Genomic DNA, 19,705 nt, shown 5'->3' on the forward strand with positions numbered 1-19,705 from the left:
GCTTCAAGAAGGTCGACCAGAACGGCGGCACCAACTACCCGACCGCGGACTCGGGTTGGGCCGGCGAGATCTCCCTCGACGTCGACATGGTCAGCGCCGCCTGCCCGCAGTGCCACATCCTGCTCGTCGAGGCCAACACCGCGAACATGAACGACCTGGGCGCCGCGGTGAACCGCGCGGTCACCATGGGCGCCAAGTTCGTCTCCAACAGCTACGGCGGCAGTGAGGACGCCTCCGACACCACCTCCGACGCCTCCTACTTCAACCACCCGGGCGTCGCCATCACCGTCTCCTCCGGTGACAGCGGCTACGGCGTCGAGTACCCGGCGGCCTCGCAGTACGTCACCGCCGTCGGCGGCACCTCGCTGAAGAAGGACAGCAGCACGCGCGGCTGGTCCGAGTCGGTCTGGGGCTCCAGCTCCGGTGGCGACGGCGCCGGTTCCGGCTGCTCGGCCTACGACCCGAAGCCGTCCTGGCAGAAGGACACCGGCTGCGCCAAGCGCACCGTCGCCGACGTCTCCGCGGTCGCCGACCCGGCCACCGGCCTCGCGGTGTACGACAGTTACCAGGCGAGCGGCTGGAACGTGTACGGCGGCACCAGCGCCTCCTCGCCGATCATCGCGAGCGTGTACGCCCTGGCCGGCACCCCCGGCGCGAGCTCCACTCCCTCGTCCTTCCCCTACGCCCACACCGGTTCGCTGAACGACGTCACCTCCGGCGCCAACGGCAGCTGCGGCAACTACCTGTGCAAGGCGGGTACGGGCTACGACGGCCCGACCGGCCTCGGCACCCCGAACGGCACGGCGGCCTTCACCGGCTGACCGATCCAGTGAGCGGGGGCCGTCGCATCGCGGCGGCCCCTTCGGCCGTCCCGGAGTCACGGGAGCCAGCGGAGCGGCGACACCTGGCGGATGTGAACGAGCACGTCAAAGGCGTCGGCGAGCGAGTCGACCGCGAGGTATCCGGTGGTGTCGCGGGACGGGTCGTAGACGCCGCTGATCACACGGGCCTTCGCCGGACCGTCCCACTGACTGCGGACGTCGTCGAGGCGCAGGTCCCGCCAGTGCGCGGGCAGGTCCACCTCGCCGAGCCGCGCGTCGATCAGGTCACCGGCCGGTTCCGGGACGGTGACGGAACCGAGGTCCCCGTGGTGGAAGCCGATCGCCACGGATACGTACCGGGCGCCGTAATGCCCCCGGAGCAGGCTGCCGACGGTGGGCTGCCGGCCGCGCTCGGGCGCCATGCCCAGGACCGTCTCGGCCGCCGACGTGTGCGCGATGCCGTCCCAGTAGACGGTGCGCAGACCGGTCCGCCGCTGGAATTCGCTGATGGCTTCGCCCCAATCCCCGGCCTCGCCCGCGTAGTTGCCCCGCCCGGCGACGCTGTGTTCGTGGAAGTCCACGATCAGCCGCATCCGCGCCAGGACGTCGTCGTGCGTTCCGGCGCCGGGCAGCGACCGGATCAGCGCGAGCGCACCGCGGGCATGCTCGGCGAAGGGACGTCCCGGGTGGATTCCCCGAGCGCGCTGGACGTGCTCATCGGTCCGGTGCGCGGTCCGGATCGGGTCCAGGTGGGATGCCAGCTCCGCAAGCCGCTCGGGGGCCGACTCCCGGACGTGGTCCAGGACGGCGTCGTAATCCTCCGGCCCCGCCTGCACGGGCCGCACACCGAAGACCCGTACGGGGTCGTGCGGGTGGTCCCGGTTGAACTCCCGTATCCACTCCAGCGACGCGGCCAGCTCGACGGTGCGCTGGGGGCGCCAGGCGTGGTCGAGCGCATCCGCGGCCGAGCCTTCGCCGCCCTGCACGTAACGGTCGAGCTCGGCGCCGACACCGGCACTGTCCTGTACGGCGAGCGCTCGGAACCCGTGCTGCCGGACCAGCCGGCGGAAGAGCTGGTCCCGTACGCCGAAGGTCTCCCGGGAGAAGCGCGTGGACTCCCCGATGCCGACGACGGTCGCCGCGTCCCCGGCGAGCCTGTCGGCCAGCTCGTCGAGCGAGGCGTCGGAGAGGGGGAGGGAAGGGATCGAGGCCTGGGAATCCGCGGTGTTCGTCATGCCGCTCAGCCTCCAACCTGAAGTCCGATTGAGGTCAAGGGTCGGTGTGCCGGAGTGTCCGTACGGAGTGAACACCCGAGCCCCGCCGGACAGTTGTGGGTGGGACTCCGGCCTATTCCCGTACCTGGGAAACTGACCGGGTGGTCTATATCACCCCCCGTCAACCCCTCCCTACGGTGGCGTAGGTCACTTGCGTGGGTGGAGGATAAGCACTCGTGGCAGACGATTCGAGATCATTCAGCAGCGGCACGTTCGGGTCGTACACGGCGATCGGCGACAGCTTCACGGAGGGCGTCGGTGACCCCGGCCCGGACGGGACGTTCGTCGGCTGGGCGGACCGGTTCGCGGTGCTGCTCGCAGATCAGCGGCCCGAGGGGTCCTTCCGCTACGCCAACCTCGCGGTCCGGGGCAAGCTCCTCGACCAGATCGTCGAGGACCAGGTGCCCAGGGCCAAGGAGCTCGCTCCCGACCTGGTGAGCTTCTGCGCGGGCGGCAACGACATCATCCGGCCCGGCACGGACCCCGACGAGGTGGCCGAACGCTTCGAGCGGGCCCTTGCCGACCTGAAGCCGGCCGTCGGCACCGTCATGGTGACCACGGGCTTCGACACCCGGGGCGTCACGCTGCTCCGCCACCTGCGGGGCAAGATCGCGACGTACAACGGGCACGTGCGGGCCATCGCGGACCGCTACGACTGCCCGGTGCTCGACCTCTGGTCCCTCAAGTCCGTCCAGGACCGGCGGGCCTGGGACGGCGACCGGCTGCACCTCTCCGCCGAGGGGCACACCCGGGTCGCGCTGCGCGCCGCCCAGGTGCTCGGGCTCGACGTCCCGGCCGACCCGGACCAGCCGTGGCCCCCGCTGCCGCCGCGAGGCACCCTTGAGGTGCGGCGCGACGACATCCACTGGGCGCGCGAGTACCTCGTGCCGTGGATCGGGCGGCGGCTGCGCGGCGAGTCCTCGGGAGACGAGGTCTCGGCCAAGCGGCCCGACCTGCTGCCCCTCTGACGAACCATCAGGCCTGACGGAGCGTCATCAGGTGGCGCGGTCAGGCCTGTTGGGTCGCACGGGCTGTGGGGCTACGCGGACGGTCGGCCGGCCAGCACCTTCGCCTCGGTCTCCGGGTCGAGGCCGACCCGGGGGCGGTCCGGGCGCTGGGGCGCGGTCCCGCCGATCGAGCGGAGCCAGGCCCAGGTGTCGGCGACCGTCTCCTCGACGGGGCGGCACCGCAGCCCGGCCCCGACCGCCTTCACCACCGCCGATCCGTGGAACTTGTCGTGCAGCTCGCCGGGCGGAAGCCACACCGGCAGCTGCTGCCACGGCTGGATGCCGGCCGCGAGGATCGGCCCGGGGTCGGTCCAGCGCAGCACGGCCCGGTCGCCGGTGACCCGCACACAGGCTTCGAGGAGCGTGCCCATCGTCGCGTGCCCCGGCGGGCTGACGAGGTTGTACGGGCCGCTGAGGCCGGCCTCGGCCGCGTCCAGGGTCCACTCCGCGAGGTCGCGGCAGTCGATGTACTGGATGCCCAGGTCGCGCGGGCCCGGCGCGAGCATGTCGCCGCCGCGTGCGGCGCGGTCCAGCCACCAGGGCAGTCGGCCGATGTTCTCCCACGGGCCGAGGATCAGCCCGGCGCGCACCAACAGGGCCCGGTCCGCGCCGAATTCGCGCATCGCGGCCAGTTCTCCGCCGCGCTTGGCCTGCGGATAGGCCACTTCGCCCGCCTCGTCTGCGGAGCCGTCCACCAGCGGCGCGTCCTCGCCCGCGCCGGCCGGCGCCGTCTCGGGATACACCGAGCGGCTCGACACGTAGATGTACCGACCGGCTCGCCCGGTGAGCAGCCGGGCCGCGTCGCGGACGGCGGCCGGGGCGTGCGACCACGTGTCGACGACCACGTCCCACTCGCCGTCCGCGAGCGCCGCGAGGCCTTCGGGGGAGGTGCGGTCGCCGTGCAGCGAGGCCACCCCCGCAGGTGGTTCGTGCCGCCCGCGGTGGAAGACCGTCACCTCGTGCCCGCGTGCCAGGGCCGCCTCGGTGACAGCCCGGCCGACGAATTCCGTTCCGCCCAGCATCAGCAGTCTCATGATCGCCACTCTGCCCGCTGGGGGAGAGGCCGGGGAAGGCTGCTTGCTCTCGGCGTAATCCCGTGAACCGGGAACCTTCACCGTGCCCCCCGGCACAGTGAAGGTCTTCGCCCGCACACGTTCAGCTTCCCGTCCCCTGGCGGTCAGCGCTCGGCCCACCACCCGCGGCAGGATGACTCAGACGAGTTCGGGCTGCAGTTCCGGCTGCCGCGCCGGTGCGACCTGCGGCTCCCACAGCTTGGTCGTCCGTACGAAGCCGTAGATCACCGAGACCATCGCAAGGATGAGGAGGGGGCCGAACACCCACGGATGATCGGCCATCTGTACCGGCAGATAGCGATAGGACACCAAGAGCGCGGTGAAGACGACCGTGCCGTAGGCGACCAGCTGGATTCCGGCCCGGTCCCAGCCGCGCGCGAGCGAGCGCAGCGCCGCCTCGATCGTGAGCGCGAAGACCACGCCCGCGATGATGTCGGTGCCGTAGTGATAACCGAATCCCAGCGTCGCACCCAGCGTGGCGATCAGCCAGAAAGCACCCGCCATGCGCAGGATCAGCGGGCCCTTGCGGGAATGGATGAAGATGGTGGTGGCCCACGCGGTGTGCAGGCTGGGCATGCAGTTGCGCGGGGTGAATTCGTTGAATGCCATGTGGTGCGGGGCACCGCCCGGCGGGGTGTTCGGCCACAGGTTGGCCACCGCGAAGTTTCCGCCGTCGGCGCCGTACACGAAGATCGGTCCGACCACCGGGAAGATCATGTAGATGGCCGGCCCGAGCAGACCGATCACCAGGAAGGTGCGCACCAGGTGGTGGGCCGGGAAGCGGCGTTCGGCCGCCACGTTGCGCAGCTGGTACAGCGCGACGATGACCGCGGCCACGGCGAGCTGGATGTAGACGTAGTCGAGGACGTGCGCGCCGATCGAGCCGGTGGCGTTGACGATCCGGCCCGCCACCCAGGAGGGGTCGCCCAGCGCGTGATCGGCGGTCGCCACGTACTGGTCGAGCACCGTCGGGCGGGTCTTCGAGGTGATGAGCAGCCAGGTGTCGCCGGTCTTGCGGCCGGCCACCAGCAGGAGGCCGAGCCCGACGCCCTTCAGGAGCAGCATGCGTTCCTGGCCGGTGCGGCGCGTGATGGCGATGACCGTGCAGCCCAGCATCACCCACAATGCGCCGTTGCCGAACATCATCTTGGCGTCGACTGCCCACCGCACCAGAAAGAAGATGACGTCGATACCGATCGCGGCACCGATCGCGATAAAGCGTTCCCGCCAGGTGAGCACCACCATCATCAACGCCATACTGGCGTACAACAGCGGCCCCGACTTGGGCGCGAATATCACCTCTTTCGCCTGATTGGTCATCGGCCCGGGCAGGCCGTAGTGGTGGGCGGCAATCTCCAACGCGATGAGGAATCCGAGGGCCACCACACCTGCCGCGGCCCACAGCATCACCCGTGGTTGACGCCATGCAACTGTAATTCTGCTATTTATTCGCGATATCAATTGTCTGGCCGATTTGTTAGACGCCGATTTGCGAGACGTTGACTAAGCGAGTCACTCTTCGTGGTCGATTGCATGGTTTCCGTGAAGGGTGGACGCTATGGGCGATCATCCGAGTCGGATCATGTTATCGGAGCGGCGCGAGTGGTTTTTACGGGGGTGTGGGTGGATTTCACCGTCCCTGAGCGGCGCGGCGGCCGGGCGATCCCGTGCCGCCTCGACGCAGGGCGCGGCGCCGCCGTGTAACGGCGAGGAGGGATCCGCGGCGGATGCCCGGCGCCGGGTGGCCGCGTTCAGCGGGTTGTGGTCAACTCCGCGCGTGCCACACCGAGTTCGCGAGCCAGTGCCTCGTCCGCCCACTCCAGCATGGCCGCCCGCCCCAGCGAGCCCGGGTACGAGATCATCTGCACGGCCAGGCCGTCGAGGAGGGCGGTCAGCCGCCAGGCCGCCCCCGCCGGGTCCGCGCAGCCGAATTCTCCGGCCGCCGCACCTTCCGCCATCACCTCGGTCAGCGCGGCCTTCCACCGCTGATCGAGGCCGTGCGCCACCTCGCGCAGCGCGGGCTCGCGGAGCGCGGCCGCCCAGCCCTCGATCCACAGCCGCCAGCCCTTGGCCGGCCCGGTCGGCGCGTACCAGCGCACGGCCGCCCGCAGCCTGCGCAGCGCGCTGGTGCGGCGCCCGAGGATCTTGTGCAGCTGGGCCAGATCGTCCTCGGCGGCGTGGGCGAAGGCCGCCGCGACCAGCTTCTCCTTCGTCGAGAAGTGGTACAGCACAAGGGCGTTGCTCACGCCGAGCGAAGCGGCGACATCGGCGATCCGTACGGCGGCGACGCCGCGCGACTCGATCTGCTCGACCGCGGCCCGCAGCAGTTCCTCGCGCCGTTCCGCCACGCCCAACCGCACTCTGGCCATGGGCCGACCCTACACACGGGCCCGCGTGGTCGAGGGTCACGGCCGGTAGACGGTGCCCGGCCGTGCGGTGCCGGGCGCGAGCAGCTGCGGGACGGTCACGAACGTGTATCCGCGCTTCTTGAGCTCGTCGATGATGCCCGGGACGGCGGGCACCGTGCCGTCGTAGATGTCGTGCAGCAGGATGATCCCGTCGCGCCCGGCCTGGTCGAGTATCTGCTTCTGGATCAGGGCGCTGTCGGTGGTCGCGTAGTCCTTGGCGGTGGCGCTCCACAGCACCTGGGAGAGGCCAAGCTCTTTGCTGACGTCCGTGACCTCGCCGTCGGTGCGGCCCTGCGGCGGGCGCATCAGCGTTGGCTCGCGGCCGGTCAGGGCCTTGATCGCCTGTTGGGTGCGGCCGAGTTCGGAGCGGACCTCGGCCGGCTTCAGCTGATCGAGGCGGCGGTGCGTCCAGGTGTGGTTGGCGATCTCGTGGCCCTCGGCGGCGGCCCTGCGGACGGTATCCGGGTAGGTGTCCACGTGGTTCTTGCCGAGCAGGAAGAAGGTGGCGTGCACCTTCTTCTCCTTGAGGAGGTCGAGGAGCCGGGGCGTGTGCGGCCCCGGCCCGGCGTCGAAGGTCAGGGCGATGCACTTGGCCTTGGTGCAGTCCACGGAATCCGGGGCCTCGGCCGCATTGAGGTGGGCCTTGGCATCGGACGCCTTGACGCCGGCCTGCCCGCGCGCCTCCTTGGGAGAGGTGGAGTCCTGGCCGCAGCCGGCCAGGGTCAAGGTTAGCGCGGCGGCCGTGAGCAGGCACGCGGCGGCCCGGGACCGTATGGAACGTGAGCTGTTTCTGAGCATGGCGGTGCTCTCCCCGGTGATGAGATTTCGCGTTCGCGACCCTCGGGGGAGGATCTCCGCCGGACTATACGCGACGTGTATACATCGAGTGCATAGTGAGGCGTGGGGTGGCCGGAATGGGGAGGGTGGCCCGGATCGGGGGCCCGTGGAGATACGGGGGAGGTGCCGCCAGGGCGGCCCCGTCAGCGATACGTGCCGAACCGCTCCGTGATGACGGGCAGTGTCTCTGCCGCGAGGGCGTGGGCGGCCGTGCGCGGAGTCGTCCCGTCGCCCTCGGCGCGTATCAGCGTCCGCTCGACGAGGCCTCGCATCGCGCGCCGGGTGTGGGCGAAGGCCTCGTCCGCGTCGGCGCCCAGGTCGCCGAACAGCGTCCACCACCACCAGGCGTTGGTGGCGGAGTTGACCACGACGTCCGGCAGCACCGTGACACCGCGCCCGGCGAGCAGTCGCTCGGCATCCGCGAGCACCGGCATGTTCGCCGCCTCGACGATCCAACGGGCCGTGATCCTGGCCTGGTTGAGGCTGTCGATCGCGTACGAGACCGCGGCCGGGACCAGCACCTCCGCGTCGACGGCAAGCCAGTCCCCACCGGGCAGTTCGCGGTCCCGGGGCCCAAGGGCCGAGCGGTCGACGGCCCCGTGCGCGTCGCGCGCGGCGAGCAGCGCCTCCACGTCGAGGCCCTCGGGGTTGGCGACCGTGCCCTTGATGTCGGCCACCGCGACGATCTTCAGGCCGGCCCGGGAGAGGAACCGGGCGGTGGCGCCGCCCATGGTGCCGAACCCCTGCACCGCGACGCGCGTCCCGTCGTACGCGGTGCCGGTACGGTCCAGGGCGGTCAGGACCGACTCGGCGACCCCGCAGCCGCCGACCAGTTCGTCAAGGCCGATCCCGTCGACTTGCACGGCGAAGGCATCGGAGAGGCGCCGCCTGGCGGCTGCTTCGTCGTCGAGCAGCGGATAAACCGCCTGAACGGTGGAGACGAGGCCCGCCTCCGCGGCCGCCCGGTCGACGAGATCCTGGCTGAGACCGAGATCCTCGCCCGTCGTCCAGAAGCTCTCGATGTACGGGCGCATGGCGCGCAAGTAGCGGACCAGCACGCCGTACGCCTCAGGGTGCCGCGGATCGCAGTCGATGCCGCCCTTCGCGCCGCCGAGCGGGATGTAGTGGCTCCGTGGGTCGTAGTGCAGGGCCTCCTTCATCGTCATGCCGCGGGCGAGCCCGGCGACCTCCTCCTGGGTGCACCCGGGCCGCATGCGCAGCCCGCCGCTGGACACGCCGCGAATCAGCCGGTCGATGACGAGGTGGCCGCGGCGGCCGGTGAGGTGATCGGTCCAGGAGAGCGCGACGAGAGGAGGAGTCATGCCGCGCACCCTAACTGAACGATGAGTCAGTACGGGAGCGTGCCGAGGCCGGCCCCGTCCGGCCAGGGGTCGCCCGCCACCCGGGCGTGCAGGTGCTCGTCGTGCCACCCGTCGGCGTGCAGCAGCGCGCTGCGCATCGTGCCCTCCAGGGCGAATCCGGCCCGCTGTGCCACCCGGCACGACGCCGGGTTCCCCACCGAGTGCGAGATCCGCAGCCGGTGCAGCCCGAGCTCCTCAAGGGCCCACCGGCTGACCCGCAACGTGGCGTCGAGCACGGCGCCCCCGCCCCGGCCGGACGGCAGCAGCCAGTACAGGAACTCCGCGCTGCCGCCCCGCAGATCGAGATCGCCGAGCCCGATCAGGCCCACCGCCTGGTCGTCCTCGCGCCGTGAGATCGCCCAGACCGCCGAGGCCTCCTCGGTCCAGCGCTGCCCCCAGCGGGCGATCTTCTCGCGGGCGGAGTCCGGCGTCAGCGCTTCGGGCCGGTTCCACTGCACGATCTCCGGATCCAGGCACGCGGCCACCAGAACGTTCGCGTCGGACTCCCGCCAGGGGCGCAGCTCACGCCCGCCGGGCAGGACGAAGGAGGGCTGCTGCTGCCGGGCCAGCCGGCCGGCGGGTACCACGGGAGGTATCGGAGTGATCATCCCCGCATCATGGCAGGCGCCGCCGGGCGGCTCCGGGGAATCCGGCCGCCCGGATCCGCGTTCCACAGCCATGACGGCATTCGAGGCACCTCAGGAAGCGCTGCTGAAACTGGTCGCCGAGCAGGACGGTGGCGTCCTGGTCACACTGAAGCGGGACGGCCGGCCCCAGCTCTCCAACGTGAACCACGCCTACTACCCCGACGAGGGCGTCATCAAGGTGTCGCTCACGGACGACCGGGCCAAGACGAAGAACCTGCGCCGCGACCCCCGCGCCAGCTACCACGTGACCAGCGAGGACCGCTGGGCGTGGACGGTGGCCGAGGGGACCGCCGACCTCACCCCGGTCGCCGCCGACCCGCACGACGACACGGTCGAGGAACTGGTCACCCTCTACCGGGACGTACGCGGCGAGCACCCCGACTGGGACGAGTACCGCAAGGTCATGGTCCGCGACCGGCGCCTGGTGCTGCGGCTGCGCGTGGAGCGGGCGTACGGCCAGCCGCGCCAGGGCGGGGCCTGACCGGCCGACGCCGCCTCGACGGTCCCGGCAAGGTGCCTGCGCGACGGATGCACATAATAGAAATACCCCGAGCCCCAGGAGGTGCCGTGACCGGCGCTGGATCCCTGCTTCCCCTGCGTTCCAGACTCCGCGAGCTGCGGCCCGACGCGTTCGGCGCCGACCCGGCGGGGGAGCGAATGGCTCGCATCCGCCGCTCGCCGAACTTCGCGGACGGCGTGTTCCAGAACCCCGAGGGTGCGCGCAGCCGGCCATCGGGCTCGACCCTGGAGTTCGCGAAGCAGTTCTTCGCGAAGGAGCAGCGCGTACGCCGCGCGCCCACCGGCACCGTCCCGGTCCACCCGACCACCCTCGCCGACATCGCGAAGCCGCCCGCCACCGGGCTGCGGCTCACCTGGATGGGGCATTCGAGCGTGCTCGCCGAGATCGACGGGCGGCGCGTCCTGTTCGACCCGGTGTGGGGCGAGCGCTGCTCCCCCTTCGCCTTCGCCGGACCCAAGCGGCTGCACCCCGTCCCGCTGCCGCTGGCCTCGCTCGGCCCGGTCGACGTCGTCGTCATCTCCCACGACCACTACGACCACCTCGACCTGCCGACCATCCGCGCCCTGGCCGGAACCGGCACGGTGTTCGCGGTGCCGCTCGGCGTCGGCGCCCACCTGGAGCACTGGGGCGTGCCCGCCGAGCGGATCCACGAGCTGGACTGGAACGAGTCCGTCAAGGTCGACGGGATCACCCTCACCGCGACCCCGGCCCGCCACTTCTGCGGCCGCGGCCTGCGCAACCAGCAGCACACCCTCTGGGCGTCCTGGGCGGTGACCGGTCCCGAGCACCGGATCTACCACAGCGGGGACACGGGCTACTTCGGCGGCTTCAAGGACATCGGCGCGGAGCACGGCCCGTTCGACGCCACCATGATCCAGATCGGTGCCTACAGCGAGTTCTGGCCCGACATCCACATGACTCCCGCCGAGGGCCTGCGCGCCCACCTTGACCTCCAGGGCGGCGCCCCGCACGGCGTGATCATGCCGATCCACTGGGGCACCTTCAACCTCGCCCCGCACGCCTGGGCCGAGCCCGGCGAGTGGACCAAGGACGCCGCCGAGGAGGCCGAGCAGCCGGCCGCGTTCCCCCGCCCCGGCGAGCCTTTCGAGCCCGCGGGCCGGCTGCCCGTGACCCCCTGGTGGCAGCCGCTGTCCGCGCCCCTCGCTCACCCGTGGCGCGTCCCCGAAGGCCCGGCCGTCACACCGCCGGTCCCGGTGGGCGAGCTGGATCTGGCGGGGGAACGGTGAGGTGAAGCCGTCGTCCGCCCGTCAGCGGTAGGCGGCAGAGCCCGACGCGCCACAGGCTGCTGTTGAGCGCGGGCGGCGGATGGGGCGTCCTCGGGGCGGTGCTCACCCCGCCTCCCCTCCGCCGGGTCGTACGTACTGGGAGGAAACGGCTACTCGATGCCCGAGACCTTGAACACGGTGCGGGCCGTCTCCTTGTCGATACAGGACGCCATCTGCCGCAGTGCCGTCTCGTCGCAGCGGAGCAGGCCTTCCTCGACGCTGGTGCGGGCATCGGCGTCCAGAACGTGCCACAGAGGGGGATTGGCGATCAGTACCTTCGGGTCGAGCTCGGCCCGGTTGCCGTCGGCGTCCCGCAGCACCAGGCGCTGGGCGACGCCATTGGACCAGCGCACCGAGACCAGCCGGTCGGTGCGTACGGTGCGCTCGCCGAACAGGCTCCGGGAGACCAGGCGGCCCCGGGCCGCCGACACCCGGGCCGGCCACAGGACCAGGAGCAGGATGACGCCCAGGCTCAGCCACAGTGCGGCGCGCAGGTCGGTGAGGGTGTCGGCCAGTGCGTCGACCGTCACCAGCAGGGCGCACAGCAGGGCCGCGTACCCCACGGCCGAGCGGGCCTCGCCCGCCCAGGTCGTGTCGTGCGCGAGCGGCGCCGCCCGGTCCCCCGGCGCGGCCCGCGTGGTCCGTCTTCCCATGCCGGGACCGTAAGGGCACGAGGCACGGATGTCGTGGTGCGAAGGCCAGTCTTGATGGGCGTCTGACGACTTCCTGACGCCGGGGAGGTCAGGCATCCGCGAGCCGGGCCTCCTCCAGATCGAGTGAGCGCTGGAGGCGACGCCGGGTGGTCTCGCTTATGCGGTGGTCGTCGTAGAGGCGCTGGAGCTCGGCGGCCTCCTCCACGATCAGATCGCGGCGCAGCTGGCGGTAGACGTGGTCGGCGGTCTCGGTCCGGCCGTTGGCGCCGTCGGTGTCGTCGAGGCGTTCGCGGGCGTGCTCCCGGCGGGCGAGGAGGGCGCGGCGGAGCCGGTCGGCGACCACGTCGGGGACGGCCTCCAACTCGGCGATCTCCTCCAGGCGGCGCAGCCCGGCATCGGCGAGGCTGAGCCGGGCCTCGGCCTCCTCGCGTTCGGTGTGGTCCGGTTCCAGCGCTATGCCGGAGCGGCGGACCACGGACGAGAGGGAGAAACCCTGCACGACGAGCGTCACCACGACCACGGCCGTGGTGAGGACCAGGACCAGGGGGCGTCCGGCGAGCCTGCCGCCGTCGGGGGTGACGACGGGGATGGAGAGTGCGGCGGCCAGCGGCATGACGCCCCGGGTGCCCGCCCAGGAAAGGACCACGGGGACCCGCCAGTTGGTCCTGGCCCGGCCGCTCCTGCGCTGGATCAGCGCGGAGAGCGGGAAGATCCACAGCATCCGGATCGCGATCAGGGTGCCGGCCAGGGCGAGTGCGTACAGCGGCCACAGCCGGTCGCCGTCGCCCAGTTCGCGGATCAGGCCGGGCAGGGAGAGCCCGATCAGGCTGAAGACCACGCTCTCCAGGAGGAAGACCACCGTGCCGTACACGGCGTGCAGTTGGAGCCGTATGCGGGAACTGGTCAGCCGGTCCGAGCGGCCGCCGAGCAGCACACCCGCGACCACCACGGAGGTGACCCCGGACGTGTGGGCGGCCTCGGCCAGCACATAGGCCGCGTACGGGGTGACGAGTGCGATCACGGTCTCCAGGACCGGTTCCTCGGTGCGCCGCCGGATCAGCGCGACGATACCGGCGGTCGCTGCTCCGATGAGGGTGCCGCCGCCCGCGAGCAGCGCGAACTCGCCGCCCGCGCCCGCCCAGGAGACGGCCGAGGCGGCGACCGCGACGCTCACCGCCACCTTGAACAGGACCAGCGAGGTGGCGTCGTTGAACAGGCTCTCGGCCTGCACGAGGACCTGGACCCGGGGAGGAAGGGCGAGACGGCGGCCGAGCGCGGTGACCGCCACCGGGTCGGTGCTGGCGAGAACCGCCCCGAGGACCAGCGCCATCTGCCAGGGCAGCGGCGTCAGTACGGACGCGACGAAGCCCACCACCGCGGCGGAGGCGAGCACCAGGCCGAACGCCAGGACCCCCACCGGCTTCCACACGGCGCGCAGCTCCCGCCAGGAGATCTCCTCGGCGCTGGCGTACAGGAGCGGCGGCAGCACGACGAGGCCGATGAGCTCCGGCGTCACGTGGATCGCGGGGCTGCCCGGCAGCAGGGCCACGGTCAGCCCCGCGACGACCAGGAGCGAGGGGGCGGGGATGCGCCATCGGCGGGCGCCCGTGGCCACCAGCGTGGCGAGCACCACGAGGAACAAGACCGTACCGACGCCGCGCATGCCGCCCCCAAGGACCGAACGCGGGCCCCGTCGGCCCGCGACGCCGACCAGACTTCCCGGCACACCGCCTTCACCCTACCGATGCGCGGATCATCAAGGCGACGTCAACGAAGGGGCGGGTGGCCACGGGGAGGTGTCACCGCGGGCGGTCGACCGGGTCAGGAACGTGTCAATGTCGTGCGCCCCGCCCCCTCTCCCCGGCGCCGTCCGGCGATGATGCGGAGTGACACATCGGGCCCCGGCCGTGCGGGGACCCCGCGGGGCGGGGCGCGCGTACGGCGTGAGGAGGCAGGTGCTGTGGTGGTGGAGCCGGATGTCCCGCCCGGAGGGGACGCCCCGCCCGGAGGGGGTGTTCCACCGGAGCGGCCGGGTCGGCTGAAGGTCTATCTCGGGGCGGCCCCCGGGGTGGGCAAGACCTACCGGATGCTGGACGAGGCCCGGCGCCGCGCGGACCGCGGCACCGATGTCGTGGTGGCGTACGTCGAGTGCCACAAGCGCCCCCACACCCTGGCGGGGCTCGCCGGCCTGGAGGTGTTGCCCCGGGTCCAACGCACTTACCGGGGTGGGGAGTTCGAGGAGATGGACCTCGACGCGGTCCTTGAGCGACGCCCCAGGGTGGCGGTGGTCGACGAGCTCGCCCACTCCAACATCCCCGGCGGCCGGCACGCCAAGCGGTGGCAGGACATCGAGGAACTGCTCGCCGCCGGGATCGACGTGGTGACCGCCGTGAACATCCAGCACCTGGAGTCCCTCAAGGACGTGGTGGAGAAGATCACCAGGGTGCCGCAGCAGGAGAACGTCCCCGACGAGGTGGTACGGCGCGCCCATGAGATCGAGCTGGTGGACATGCCCGCCCCGGCGCTGCGCCGCCGAATGGCCCACGGCAACATCTACGCGCCCGAGAAGGTGGATGCCGCCCTCGCCAACTACTTCCGGGTCGGAAACCTGACCGCACTAAGGGAGTTGGCGCTCTTGTGGGTGGCGGACAGTGTGGACGACGCGCTGCAGAAGTACCGCTCAGAGCACGGCATCGACCGGGTGTGGGAGACCCGGGAGCGGGTGGTCGTCGCCCTGACCGGCGGACCGGAGGGCGAGACCCTCATCCGGCGGGCGGCCCGGATCGCCGACCGGTCGGTGGGCGGTGACCTGCTCGCCGTGCACATAGCGCGCAGCGACGGGCTCGCCGCCGGATCCTCACCGGCCGCCCTCGTCCGGCAGCGGGCACTGGTCGAGAGCCTCGGCGGCAGCTACCACTCGGTGGTCGGCGACAGCGTCCCCACCGCACTCCTCGAATTCGCCCGCGCCGAGAACGCCACCCAGCTCGTCCTGGGCACCAGCAGCCGCGGCCGACTGGAACGGTTCGTGACCGGGCGCGGCATAGGAGAGACGATCGTCGCCCTGTCCGGGGACATCGACGTCCACATGGTCACCCACGAACGGGCGGGCAGGGGGCGGCAGTTGCCGTCGCGCCGCCGGACCCTGTCGACCCGCCGGCTCATCGCGGGACCGGTGGCCGGCCTCGTCCTCCCCGTCCTCCTCACCCTCCTGCTCGACGGGACGAGGGACACCCTCAACCTCACCAGCGAGGCGCTGCTCTTCCTGCTCGCCGTCGTCGCGGTGGCCTGCGTGGGCGGCGTGGTGTCCGCCGTGGTCGCCTCCGTCACGGCGTCGCTGCTCCTGAACTACTGGTTCATGCCGCCGGTGGGCCAGTTCACTTTCGGCGACGTGAACAGCGTCCTTGCGACCGTGGTGTTCGCGGTGGTGGCGGGTACGGTCGCGGCCGTGGTGGACCGCTCGCTGCGGCTCTCGCGCCGCTCGGCCCGGGCGACGGCGGAGGCAGAGACGCTGTCCTCGCTCGCCGGGTCGATCGTGCGGGGCGACCGGGCGATCCCGGCGCTCCTCGAACGTACGCGGGAGACCTTCGGGATGGATTCGGCCGAGCTCACCTCCGCGCCGGTGACCGACACGGCCGCCGTACAGATGCCGATCGGCGAGGAGACGCACCTGGTGCTGCGCGGGCGCTCCCTGCCGTCCTCCGAACGCAAGGTGCTCGCCGCGTTCGCCGCGCACGTGACGGTGGCCGTCGAGCGGGCCCAACTGGCCGAGGCCGCCGCCGAGATCGAACCGGTCAGGGCCGCCGACCGCATGCGCACCGCCCTGCTCGCCGCCGTCAGCCACGACCTGCGCACCCCGCTCGCCGCGGGCTGGGCCGCGATCGCCTCGCTGCGCAGCCGCGATGTGGACTTCACTGACGAGGACCGCGACGAACTCCTCGCCACCGCGGACGAGTCGATGGCCCGGCTCGGCCGGCTCATCGACAACCTCCTCGACATGAGCCGTCTCCAGGCCGGCGCGCTCAATCTGAGCCTGCGGGCCACCGCCCTGGAGGAGGTGTTGCCGATGGCCCTCGACTCGCTCCCGCCCGAGTCACCCGCGACGGACGTCCAGTGCCTGGACACCGTCCCCGCGGTCCTGGCCGACCCGCCCCTCCTGGAACGGGTCGTCGCCAACCTCCTGAGCAACGCGGCCCGGCACACGCCGCGCGGTGAAACCGTCCTGCTCACCGCGAGCACCCTCGACGACCGGGTCGAGGTGCGGGTGATCGACCGGGGGCCCGGGTTGCCCCCCGAGGACCGGGAACGGGCCTTCGTGCCGTTCCAGCGCCTCGGCGACACCGACAACACCACGGGCGTGGGCCTCGGCCTGGCCCTGGCCCGCGGCCTCACGGAGGCGATGTCCGGCACGCTCACCCCGGAGGACACACCGGGCGGGGGGCTGACGATGGTGCTGTCGTTGCCGGCGGCGTAGAGCCGCGCGGGACGCGCTCTCGGTGCTCCTCCCCGGGCGACCTCAAGGTTCCGTCAAGACAGCGGGGGCTTCGTCGGCCCGGGGAAGACTCGGGAGCATCCTGGAAGGCGGAGCACCGGAGGTGGCTGCCATGACCGCGATCACACTCCCCAGAGCCGCCCGCCCCGCGCGTTTCGCCATGCCGCTGCGTGACACCCTCGCGCTTGCCGCCGCGGTCGCGGGCCCCCTCGCGGCCGCGGGCCTGCTGGTGCCGTTGCGCACGCATGTGGCGAGCACCAATCTCGCGCTGATCCTCGTCGTGGTCGTGGTGGCGGTGGCCGCCAACGGACACCGGGGTGCGGGGGCGCTGGCCGCGCTCTCGTCGGCCGTCTGGTTCGACTTCCTCCTCACCCGGCCGTACGAACGGTTCACGATCGCCGGCGGGGACGACATCACCACCGCCGTGCTGCTGCTCGCCGTGGGCCTCGCCGTCTCGCAGCTGGCCGCCCGCGCCCGCCGCCTGAAGGTGGTCACCGTCACCGACGCCTACCACCTCGCCCGCATCCACGACACGGCCCAGCTCGCCCGGCGCACCGGCTCCGCCGCCGCGGTCGTCGACCACGTCTGCGGTGAGCTCACCGACGTGCTCCACCTGGACGGCTGCCGCTTCGAGTACGGCTCGCTCCTCGGCCATCCTCCGCAGCTCGGCCAGGACGGCGAGGTGACCACGGTGCACGGCCGCTGGAGCCTGGAGCGGCGCGGCTGGCCGCAGGGCGAGACCGAACTGCGCGTGTTCGGCAACGGCCACTACTACGGCCGGTTCATGCTGCGGCCGGGTCGCGCCGACGTCGTACCGCTGCAGGCCCGTCTGGTGGCCGCGACCCTGGCCGACCAGGTGGGCGCGGCGCTGGCGGACCCGGGAACGGGCGCGGGCAAGGAGAGTTGAGCCCTGCGCGGCGCGGCTGGAAGTCGTCGCCGTCAAGGGCGCGTCAATCCGGGACCGCTGGGCGTCAGGGCACCGTCAACGCGGCCGGTCAAGCGAACGTTTGCCCGCCATGCTGATCTCCGCACGGGTTCGTACGAGCGGCCCGTGGCGCGAGGTTGGAGGGCGAGTGGCGATCACCGCCGGTGCCGGGCAGCGTCAGGGAGCGGGGGCCCCGACAACGACTGCCGAACCAGACCCCGCGTCGGCCGTTCGTCACGGGGGGATCCCGTCGTCCCAGGCCAGAGGGGGTCCGGGACAAGGACGGCCGAGGCGACGGTCTCCCATCGCCGTCGCCCGGCCCGTCCGGCTCCTGCGGTACGCCGCCGAGCGCCACTGGCACGACACACCCGGCCGGCTCCGGCTGGCCCGCACCGTGTGCCTGCTGCTCGGCGCCGCTCTGCTCGCGCTCCTGACGGTCACCGCCACCGGGCTCTCCACCACCTGGGACGCGATCCAGCACCGCGACGCGCCCCGCACGGTGGCCGCCACCCAGCTGAACCTGGCGCTCAACGACATGGACGCGCAAACCGCCAACATCCTTCTCTCCAGCGGGGATTCGGGCACCGGCAGGGGACGCCTCGACGAGTCGTACACCAACGCCAACCGCATCTACAAAGCGGCGCAGGGCACCATCAGCAGCTCGCTGCGGACCCTCGGCGCCGCCTCCGAGGGCGACCAGGCCACCGAACGCACCGTCGTCGCGCTCACCGACGACTTCGCCCAGTACCAGGAGCTGGTCGGCCGCGCCCTGGAGAACGACGAGCACAGCGGCGGCAAGGACCCGGCCCGCGCCGACTACCGCCGCGCCACCGACCTGCTCTCCGCCCGCCTCCTGCCCCAGGCCCGCACCCTCGTCGACGCCAACAACGCCGTGTACGAGAGCGAGTACGAGTCGGCCCGCTCGGACCTGACCACCCAGCTCGTCGCCGAGGCGGTGCTCGGGGTCCTGCTGCTCGCGGCCCTCGTCGTGCTGCAACTCCACCTGGCTCGCCGTTTCGGCCGCATCCTCAACCCCGCCGTGCTCGCCGCCACGTTGTGCGCTCTGGTGGCCGTCGCCTGCGGCGGACAGCTCCTGTCCACCTCGGCAGACCAGTTGAAGATCGCCCGCCACGACTCCTTCGACTCGGTGGTGGCCCTGTCCCGCTCCAAGGCCATCGGCTACGACGCCAACGCCGACGAGAGCCGGTTCCTCCTTGATGCCACGCGCCGGGACGCGTACGAGAAGTCCTTCCTCGACAAGTCGCAGCAGCTGTACGGGATCGCGGGCGCGAGCCTGTCCACCTACGACACGCGACTCGCCGACACCTGGGCCGCCTACCAGCACGACCACGCGGACGAGCGGTTCAGCGGCGAGTACCGGCGCGAACTGGACAACATCACCTTTGCCGGGGAGCGCGAGGCGGCCGAGAAGACCGTCGAGGCGTACGCCGTCTACCAGAAGGACGACCGCACCTTCCGGCAACTGATCGCCGAGGGCAGGCTCCAGGAGGCCACGGTGTTCTGCATCGGCTGGGCATCCGACACCTCCAACGCCCACTTCGGGCAGTGGATGAAGGCCCTCGACCAAGTGACCGCCATCAACGCCGCCCACCACGACCGGGCCATCGCCACCGGCCGCGACGCCATCGGCGTCCAGACCCCCATCGCCGCCGGCGCCCTGCTCCTGGCAGGACTGCTCCTCGTACTGGGACTGCGCCCGCGCCTCGCGGAGTTCCGGTGAGGTGTGGGGCGATGATTCGCTCAACTACCCATGCATTTATGGAAGATGACGGATCCTCACAACAGTGAAGGGGCGGACTGCCCGCCGGAGCAGTCCGCCCCTTCGGGCGTGCGGTGGAACCAGTGCGGCTAGCAGGACGCCTTGCTGCCGTGGTTGGCCTTCTTCTTGCGGCGGTCCCTCTTCTTGCGGGCGCGCTTCGACATGCGGTGGTGCTCCTTCAGGTGGAGGTGTTGAGGCAGGTGGTGGTGGCCTTCAGGCCGTGTGACCGACGAGCAGGGAGGCGAGCTTGTTGAGGCGCTGCACGGAGCGGTTCTCCGTCGCCGCGGGCGCCGGGTCGACGTGCTGATCACGGTCGTAGTAGGCGCCGTTGGTGATCTCGACGGCCGGGTCGCACAGGCGCGCCACATATGCGGCGCCCTCGGCGGGGGTGGCGCCCTCGTGTGCGTACAGGGGGAGCAGGGCGGTGTCGCAGATGCCGGGGTGGACGGAGACGGCGGTGACCCGCGGGTCGGCGGCGAACACCGTCAGGGCCAGCTGCGACTGCGCGTAGGCGGCCAGGCGGGAGTAGCGGCGGGAGCGGTTGGGGTCGCTCCACTGGATGTTGCCGGTGCGGTGCAGCGACGACGACACGTTGACGACGCGGCCGCCCGGGTCACTGGTGAG

The 19,705-nt window shown here is 71.8% G+C and carries 17 protein-coding genes and 1 pseudogene; 7 read left to right on the plus strand and 11 right to left on the minus strand.

Translation table 11 applies throughout. The features are described 5' to 3' along the window. A partial coding sequence (locus tag ADK54_RS04075) for a S53 family peptidase (protein WP_053724114.1) occupies positions 1 to 821 on the plus strand: 821 nt, incomplete at its 5' end. Between the two features lie 56 nt (positions 822 to 877). On the opposite strand, the gene ADK54_RS04080 is transcribed toward ADK54_RS04075, so the two are convergent. Beyond that, positions 878 to 2,056: an erythromycin esterase family protein gene (locus ADK54_RS04080; RefSeq protein ID WP_078966113.1), complete on the minus strand. Its 1,179-nt coding sequence runs from the start codon at positions 2,054 to 2,056 to the stop codon at positions 878 to 880. 215 nt (positions 2,057 to 2,271) lie between these two features. Between ADK54_RS04080 and ADK54_RS04085 the strand changes: the two genes are divergently transcribed. Next, positions 2,272 to 3,063, plus strand: a complete 792-nt coding sequence (locus tag ADK54_RS04085) for an SGNH/GDSL hydrolase family protein (protein ID WP_053724115.1) — start codon at positions 2,272 to 2,274, stop codon at positions 3,061 to 3,063. Between the two features lie 71 nt (positions 3,064 to 3,134). Here ADK54_RS04085 and ADK54_RS04090 read toward each other — a convergent pair whose 3' ends face one another. From ADK54_RS04090 to ADK54_RS04115, 6 genes are all read right to left on the minus strand, one after another. Beyond that, positions 3,135 to 4,124 (minus strand): NAD-dependent epimerase/dehydratase family protein, encoded by a 990-nt coding sequence (locus ADK54_RS04090; protein WP_053724116.1) that lies wholly within the window; start codon positions 4,122 to 4,124, stop codon positions 3,135 to 3,137. Positions 4,125 to 4,313: 189 nt separating this feature from the next. Further along, on the minus strand, positions 4,314 to 5,582 hold the full coding sequence (locus ADK54_RS04095; RefSeq protein WP_053724117.1) for a phosphatase PAP2 family protein: 1,269 nt from the start codon (positions 5,580 to 5,582) through the stop codon (positions 4,314 to 4,316). A gap of 344 nt (positions 5,583 to 5,926) precedes the next feature. After that, positions 5,927 to 6,544 (minus strand): TetR/AcrR family transcriptional regulator, encoded by a 618-nt coding sequence (locus tag ADK54_RS04100; protein ID WP_053724118.1) that lies wholly within the window; start codon positions 6,542 to 6,544, stop codon positions 5,927 to 5,929. Between the two features lie 36 nt (positions 6,545 to 6,580). Continuing rightward, complete coding sequence (locus ADK54_RS04105; protein WP_053724119.1) at positions 6,581 to 7,381, minus strand: polysaccharide deacetylase family protein; 801 nt, start codon at positions 7,379 to 7,381, stop codon at positions 6,581 to 6,583. A gap of 182 nt (positions 7,382 to 7,563) precedes the next feature. Next, the gene (locus tag ADK54_RS04110; RefSeq protein WP_053724120.1) at positions 7,564 to 8,742 is read right to left on the minus strand and encodes a glutamate dehydrogenase; all 1,179 of its coding nucleotides are present in this window, start codon (positions 8,740 to 8,742) and stop codon (positions 7,564 to 7,566) included. A 26-nt stretch (positions 8,743 to 8,768) separates the two neighbouring features. Continuing rightward, on the minus strand, positions 8,769 to 9,389 hold the full coding sequence (locus ADK54_RS04115; RefSeq protein ID WP_053724121.1) for a GNAT family N-acetyltransferase: 621 nt from the start codon (positions 9,387 to 9,389) through the stop codon (positions 8,769 to 8,771). Between the two features lie 70 nt (positions 9,390 to 9,459). Between ADK54_RS04115 and ADK54_RS04120 the strand changes: the two genes are divergently transcribed. Beyond that, positions 9,460 to 9,909, plus strand: coding sequence for a PPOX class F420-dependent oxidoreductase (locus ADK54_RS04120; protein WP_053724122.1), 450 nt, complete (start codon positions 9,460 to 9,462; stop codon positions 9,907 to 9,909). Positions 9,910 to 9,995: 86 nt separating this feature from the next. Further along, positions 9,996 to 11,195 carry an MBL fold metallo-hydrolase gene (locus ADK54_RS04125; RefSeq protein WP_053724123.1) on the plus strand — a complete coding sequence of 400 codons (1,200 nt, stop codon included), beginning with the start codon at positions 9,996 to 9,998 and terminating at the stop codon, positions 11,193 to 11,195. 149 nt (positions 11,196 to 11,344) lie between these two features. On the opposite strand, the gene ADK54_RS04130 is transcribed toward ADK54_RS04125, so the two are convergent. Both ADK54_RS04130 and ADK54_RS04135 read right to left on the minus strand, forming a co-directional pair. Then, a complete protein-coding gene (locus ADK54_RS04130; protein WP_053724124.1) occupies positions 11,345 to 11,887 on the minus strand; it encodes a hypothetical protein in 543 nt (180 codons plus the stop codon). Between the two features lie 88 nt (positions 11,888 to 11,975). Further along, positions 11,976 to 13,550: a Na+/H+ antiporter gene (locus tag ADK54_RS04135; RefSeq protein ID WP_053724125.1), complete on the minus strand. Its 1,575-nt coding sequence runs from the start codon at positions 13,548 to 13,550 to the stop codon at positions 11,976 to 11,978. A gap of 303 nt (positions 13,551 to 13,853) precedes the next feature. Between ADK54_RS04135 and ADK54_RS04140 the strand changes: the two genes are divergently transcribed. The 3 genes from ADK54_RS04140 (at position 13,854) to ADK54_RS45635 (ending at position 19,042) form a co-directional block, all read left to right on the plus strand. Then, a complete protein-coding gene (locus ADK54_RS04140) occupies positions 13,854 to 16,358 on the plus strand; it encodes a sensor histidine kinase (protein WP_053724128.1) in 2,505 nt (834 codons plus the stop codon). A 130-nt stretch (positions 16,359 to 16,488) separates the two neighbouring features. Continuing rightward, the gene (locus ADK54_RS04145) at positions 16,489 to 17,283 is read left to right on the plus strand and encodes a DUF4118 domain-containing protein (RefSeq protein ID WP_234391913.1); all 795 of its coding nucleotides are present in this window, start codon (positions 16,489 to 16,491) and stop codon (positions 17,281 to 17,283) included. A gap of 412 nt (positions 17,284 to 17,695) precedes the next feature. Beyond that, on the plus strand, positions 17,696 to 19,042 hold the full coding sequence (locus tag ADK54_RS45635) for a hypothetical protein (RefSeq protein WP_053724126.1): 1,347 nt from the start codon (positions 17,696 to 17,698) through the stop codon (positions 19,040 to 19,042). Positions 19,043 to 19,170: 128 nt separating this feature from the next. On the opposite strand, the gene ADK54_RS48695 is transcribed toward ADK54_RS45635, so the two are convergent. Next, positions 19,171 to 19,245: a 50S ribosomal protein bL37 gene (locus tag ADK54_RS48695; protein WP_373300991.1), complete on the minus strand. Its 75-nt coding sequence runs from the start codon at positions 19,243 to 19,245 to the stop codon at positions 19,171 to 19,173. A gap of 49 nt (positions 19,246 to 19,294) precedes the next feature. Continuing rightward, positions 19,295 to 19,705, minus strand: a pseudogene (locus tag ADK54_RS04155) (short-chain dehydrogenase); the annotation flags it as partial.

It is taken from the genome of Streptomyces sp. WM6378, assembly GCF_001279695.1.
GTDB lineage: Bacteria > Actinomycetota > Actinomycetes > Streptomycetales > Streptomycetaceae > Streptomyces.

Coding starts and splice junctions, on each gene's coding strand:
- ADK54_RS04080 (WP_078966113.1), bottom strand. CDS start 2,056: ATGACGAACACCGCGGATTCCCAGGCCTCGATCCCTTCCCTCCCCCTC.
- ADK54_RS04090 (WP_053724116.1), bottom strand. CDS start 4,124: ATGCTGGGCGGAACGGAATTCGTCGGCCGGGCTGTCACCGAGGCGGCC.
- ADK54_RS04095 (WP_053724117.1), bottom strand. CDS start 5,582: ATGCTGTGGGCCGCGGCAGGTGTGGTGGCCCTCGGATTCCTCATCGCG.
- ADK54_RS04100 (WP_053724118.1), bottom strand. CDS start 6,544: ATGGCCAGAGTGCGGTTGGGCGTGGCGGAACGGCGCGAGGAACTGCTG.
- ADK54_RS04105 (WP_053724119.1), bottom strand. CDS start 7,381: ATGCTCAGAAACAGCTCACGTTCCATACGGTCCCGGGCCGCCGCGTGC.
- ADK54_RS04110 (WP_053724120.1), bottom strand. CDS start 8,742: ATGACTCCTCCTCTCGTCGCGCTCTCCTGGACCGATCACCTCACCGGC.
- ADK54_RS04115 (WP_053724121.1), bottom strand. CDS start 9,389: ATGATCACTCCGATACCTCCCGTGGTACCCGCCGGCCGGCTGGCCCGG.
- ADK54_RS04120 (WP_053724122.1), top strand. CDS start 9,460: ATGACGGCATTCGAGGCACCTCAGGAAGCGCTGCTGAAACTGGTCGCC.
- ADK54_RS04130 (WP_053724124.1), bottom strand. CDS start 11,887: ATGGGAAGACGGACCACGCGGGCCGCGCCGGGGGACCGGGCGGCGCCG.
- ADK54_RS04135 (WP_053724125.1), bottom strand. CDS start 13,550: ATGCGCGGCGTCGGTACGGTCTTGTTCCTCGTGGTGCTCGCCACGCTG.
- ADK54_RS04145 (WP_234391913.1), top strand. CDS start 16,489: ATGACCGCGATCACACTCCCCAGAGCCGCCCGCCCCGCGCGTTTCGCC.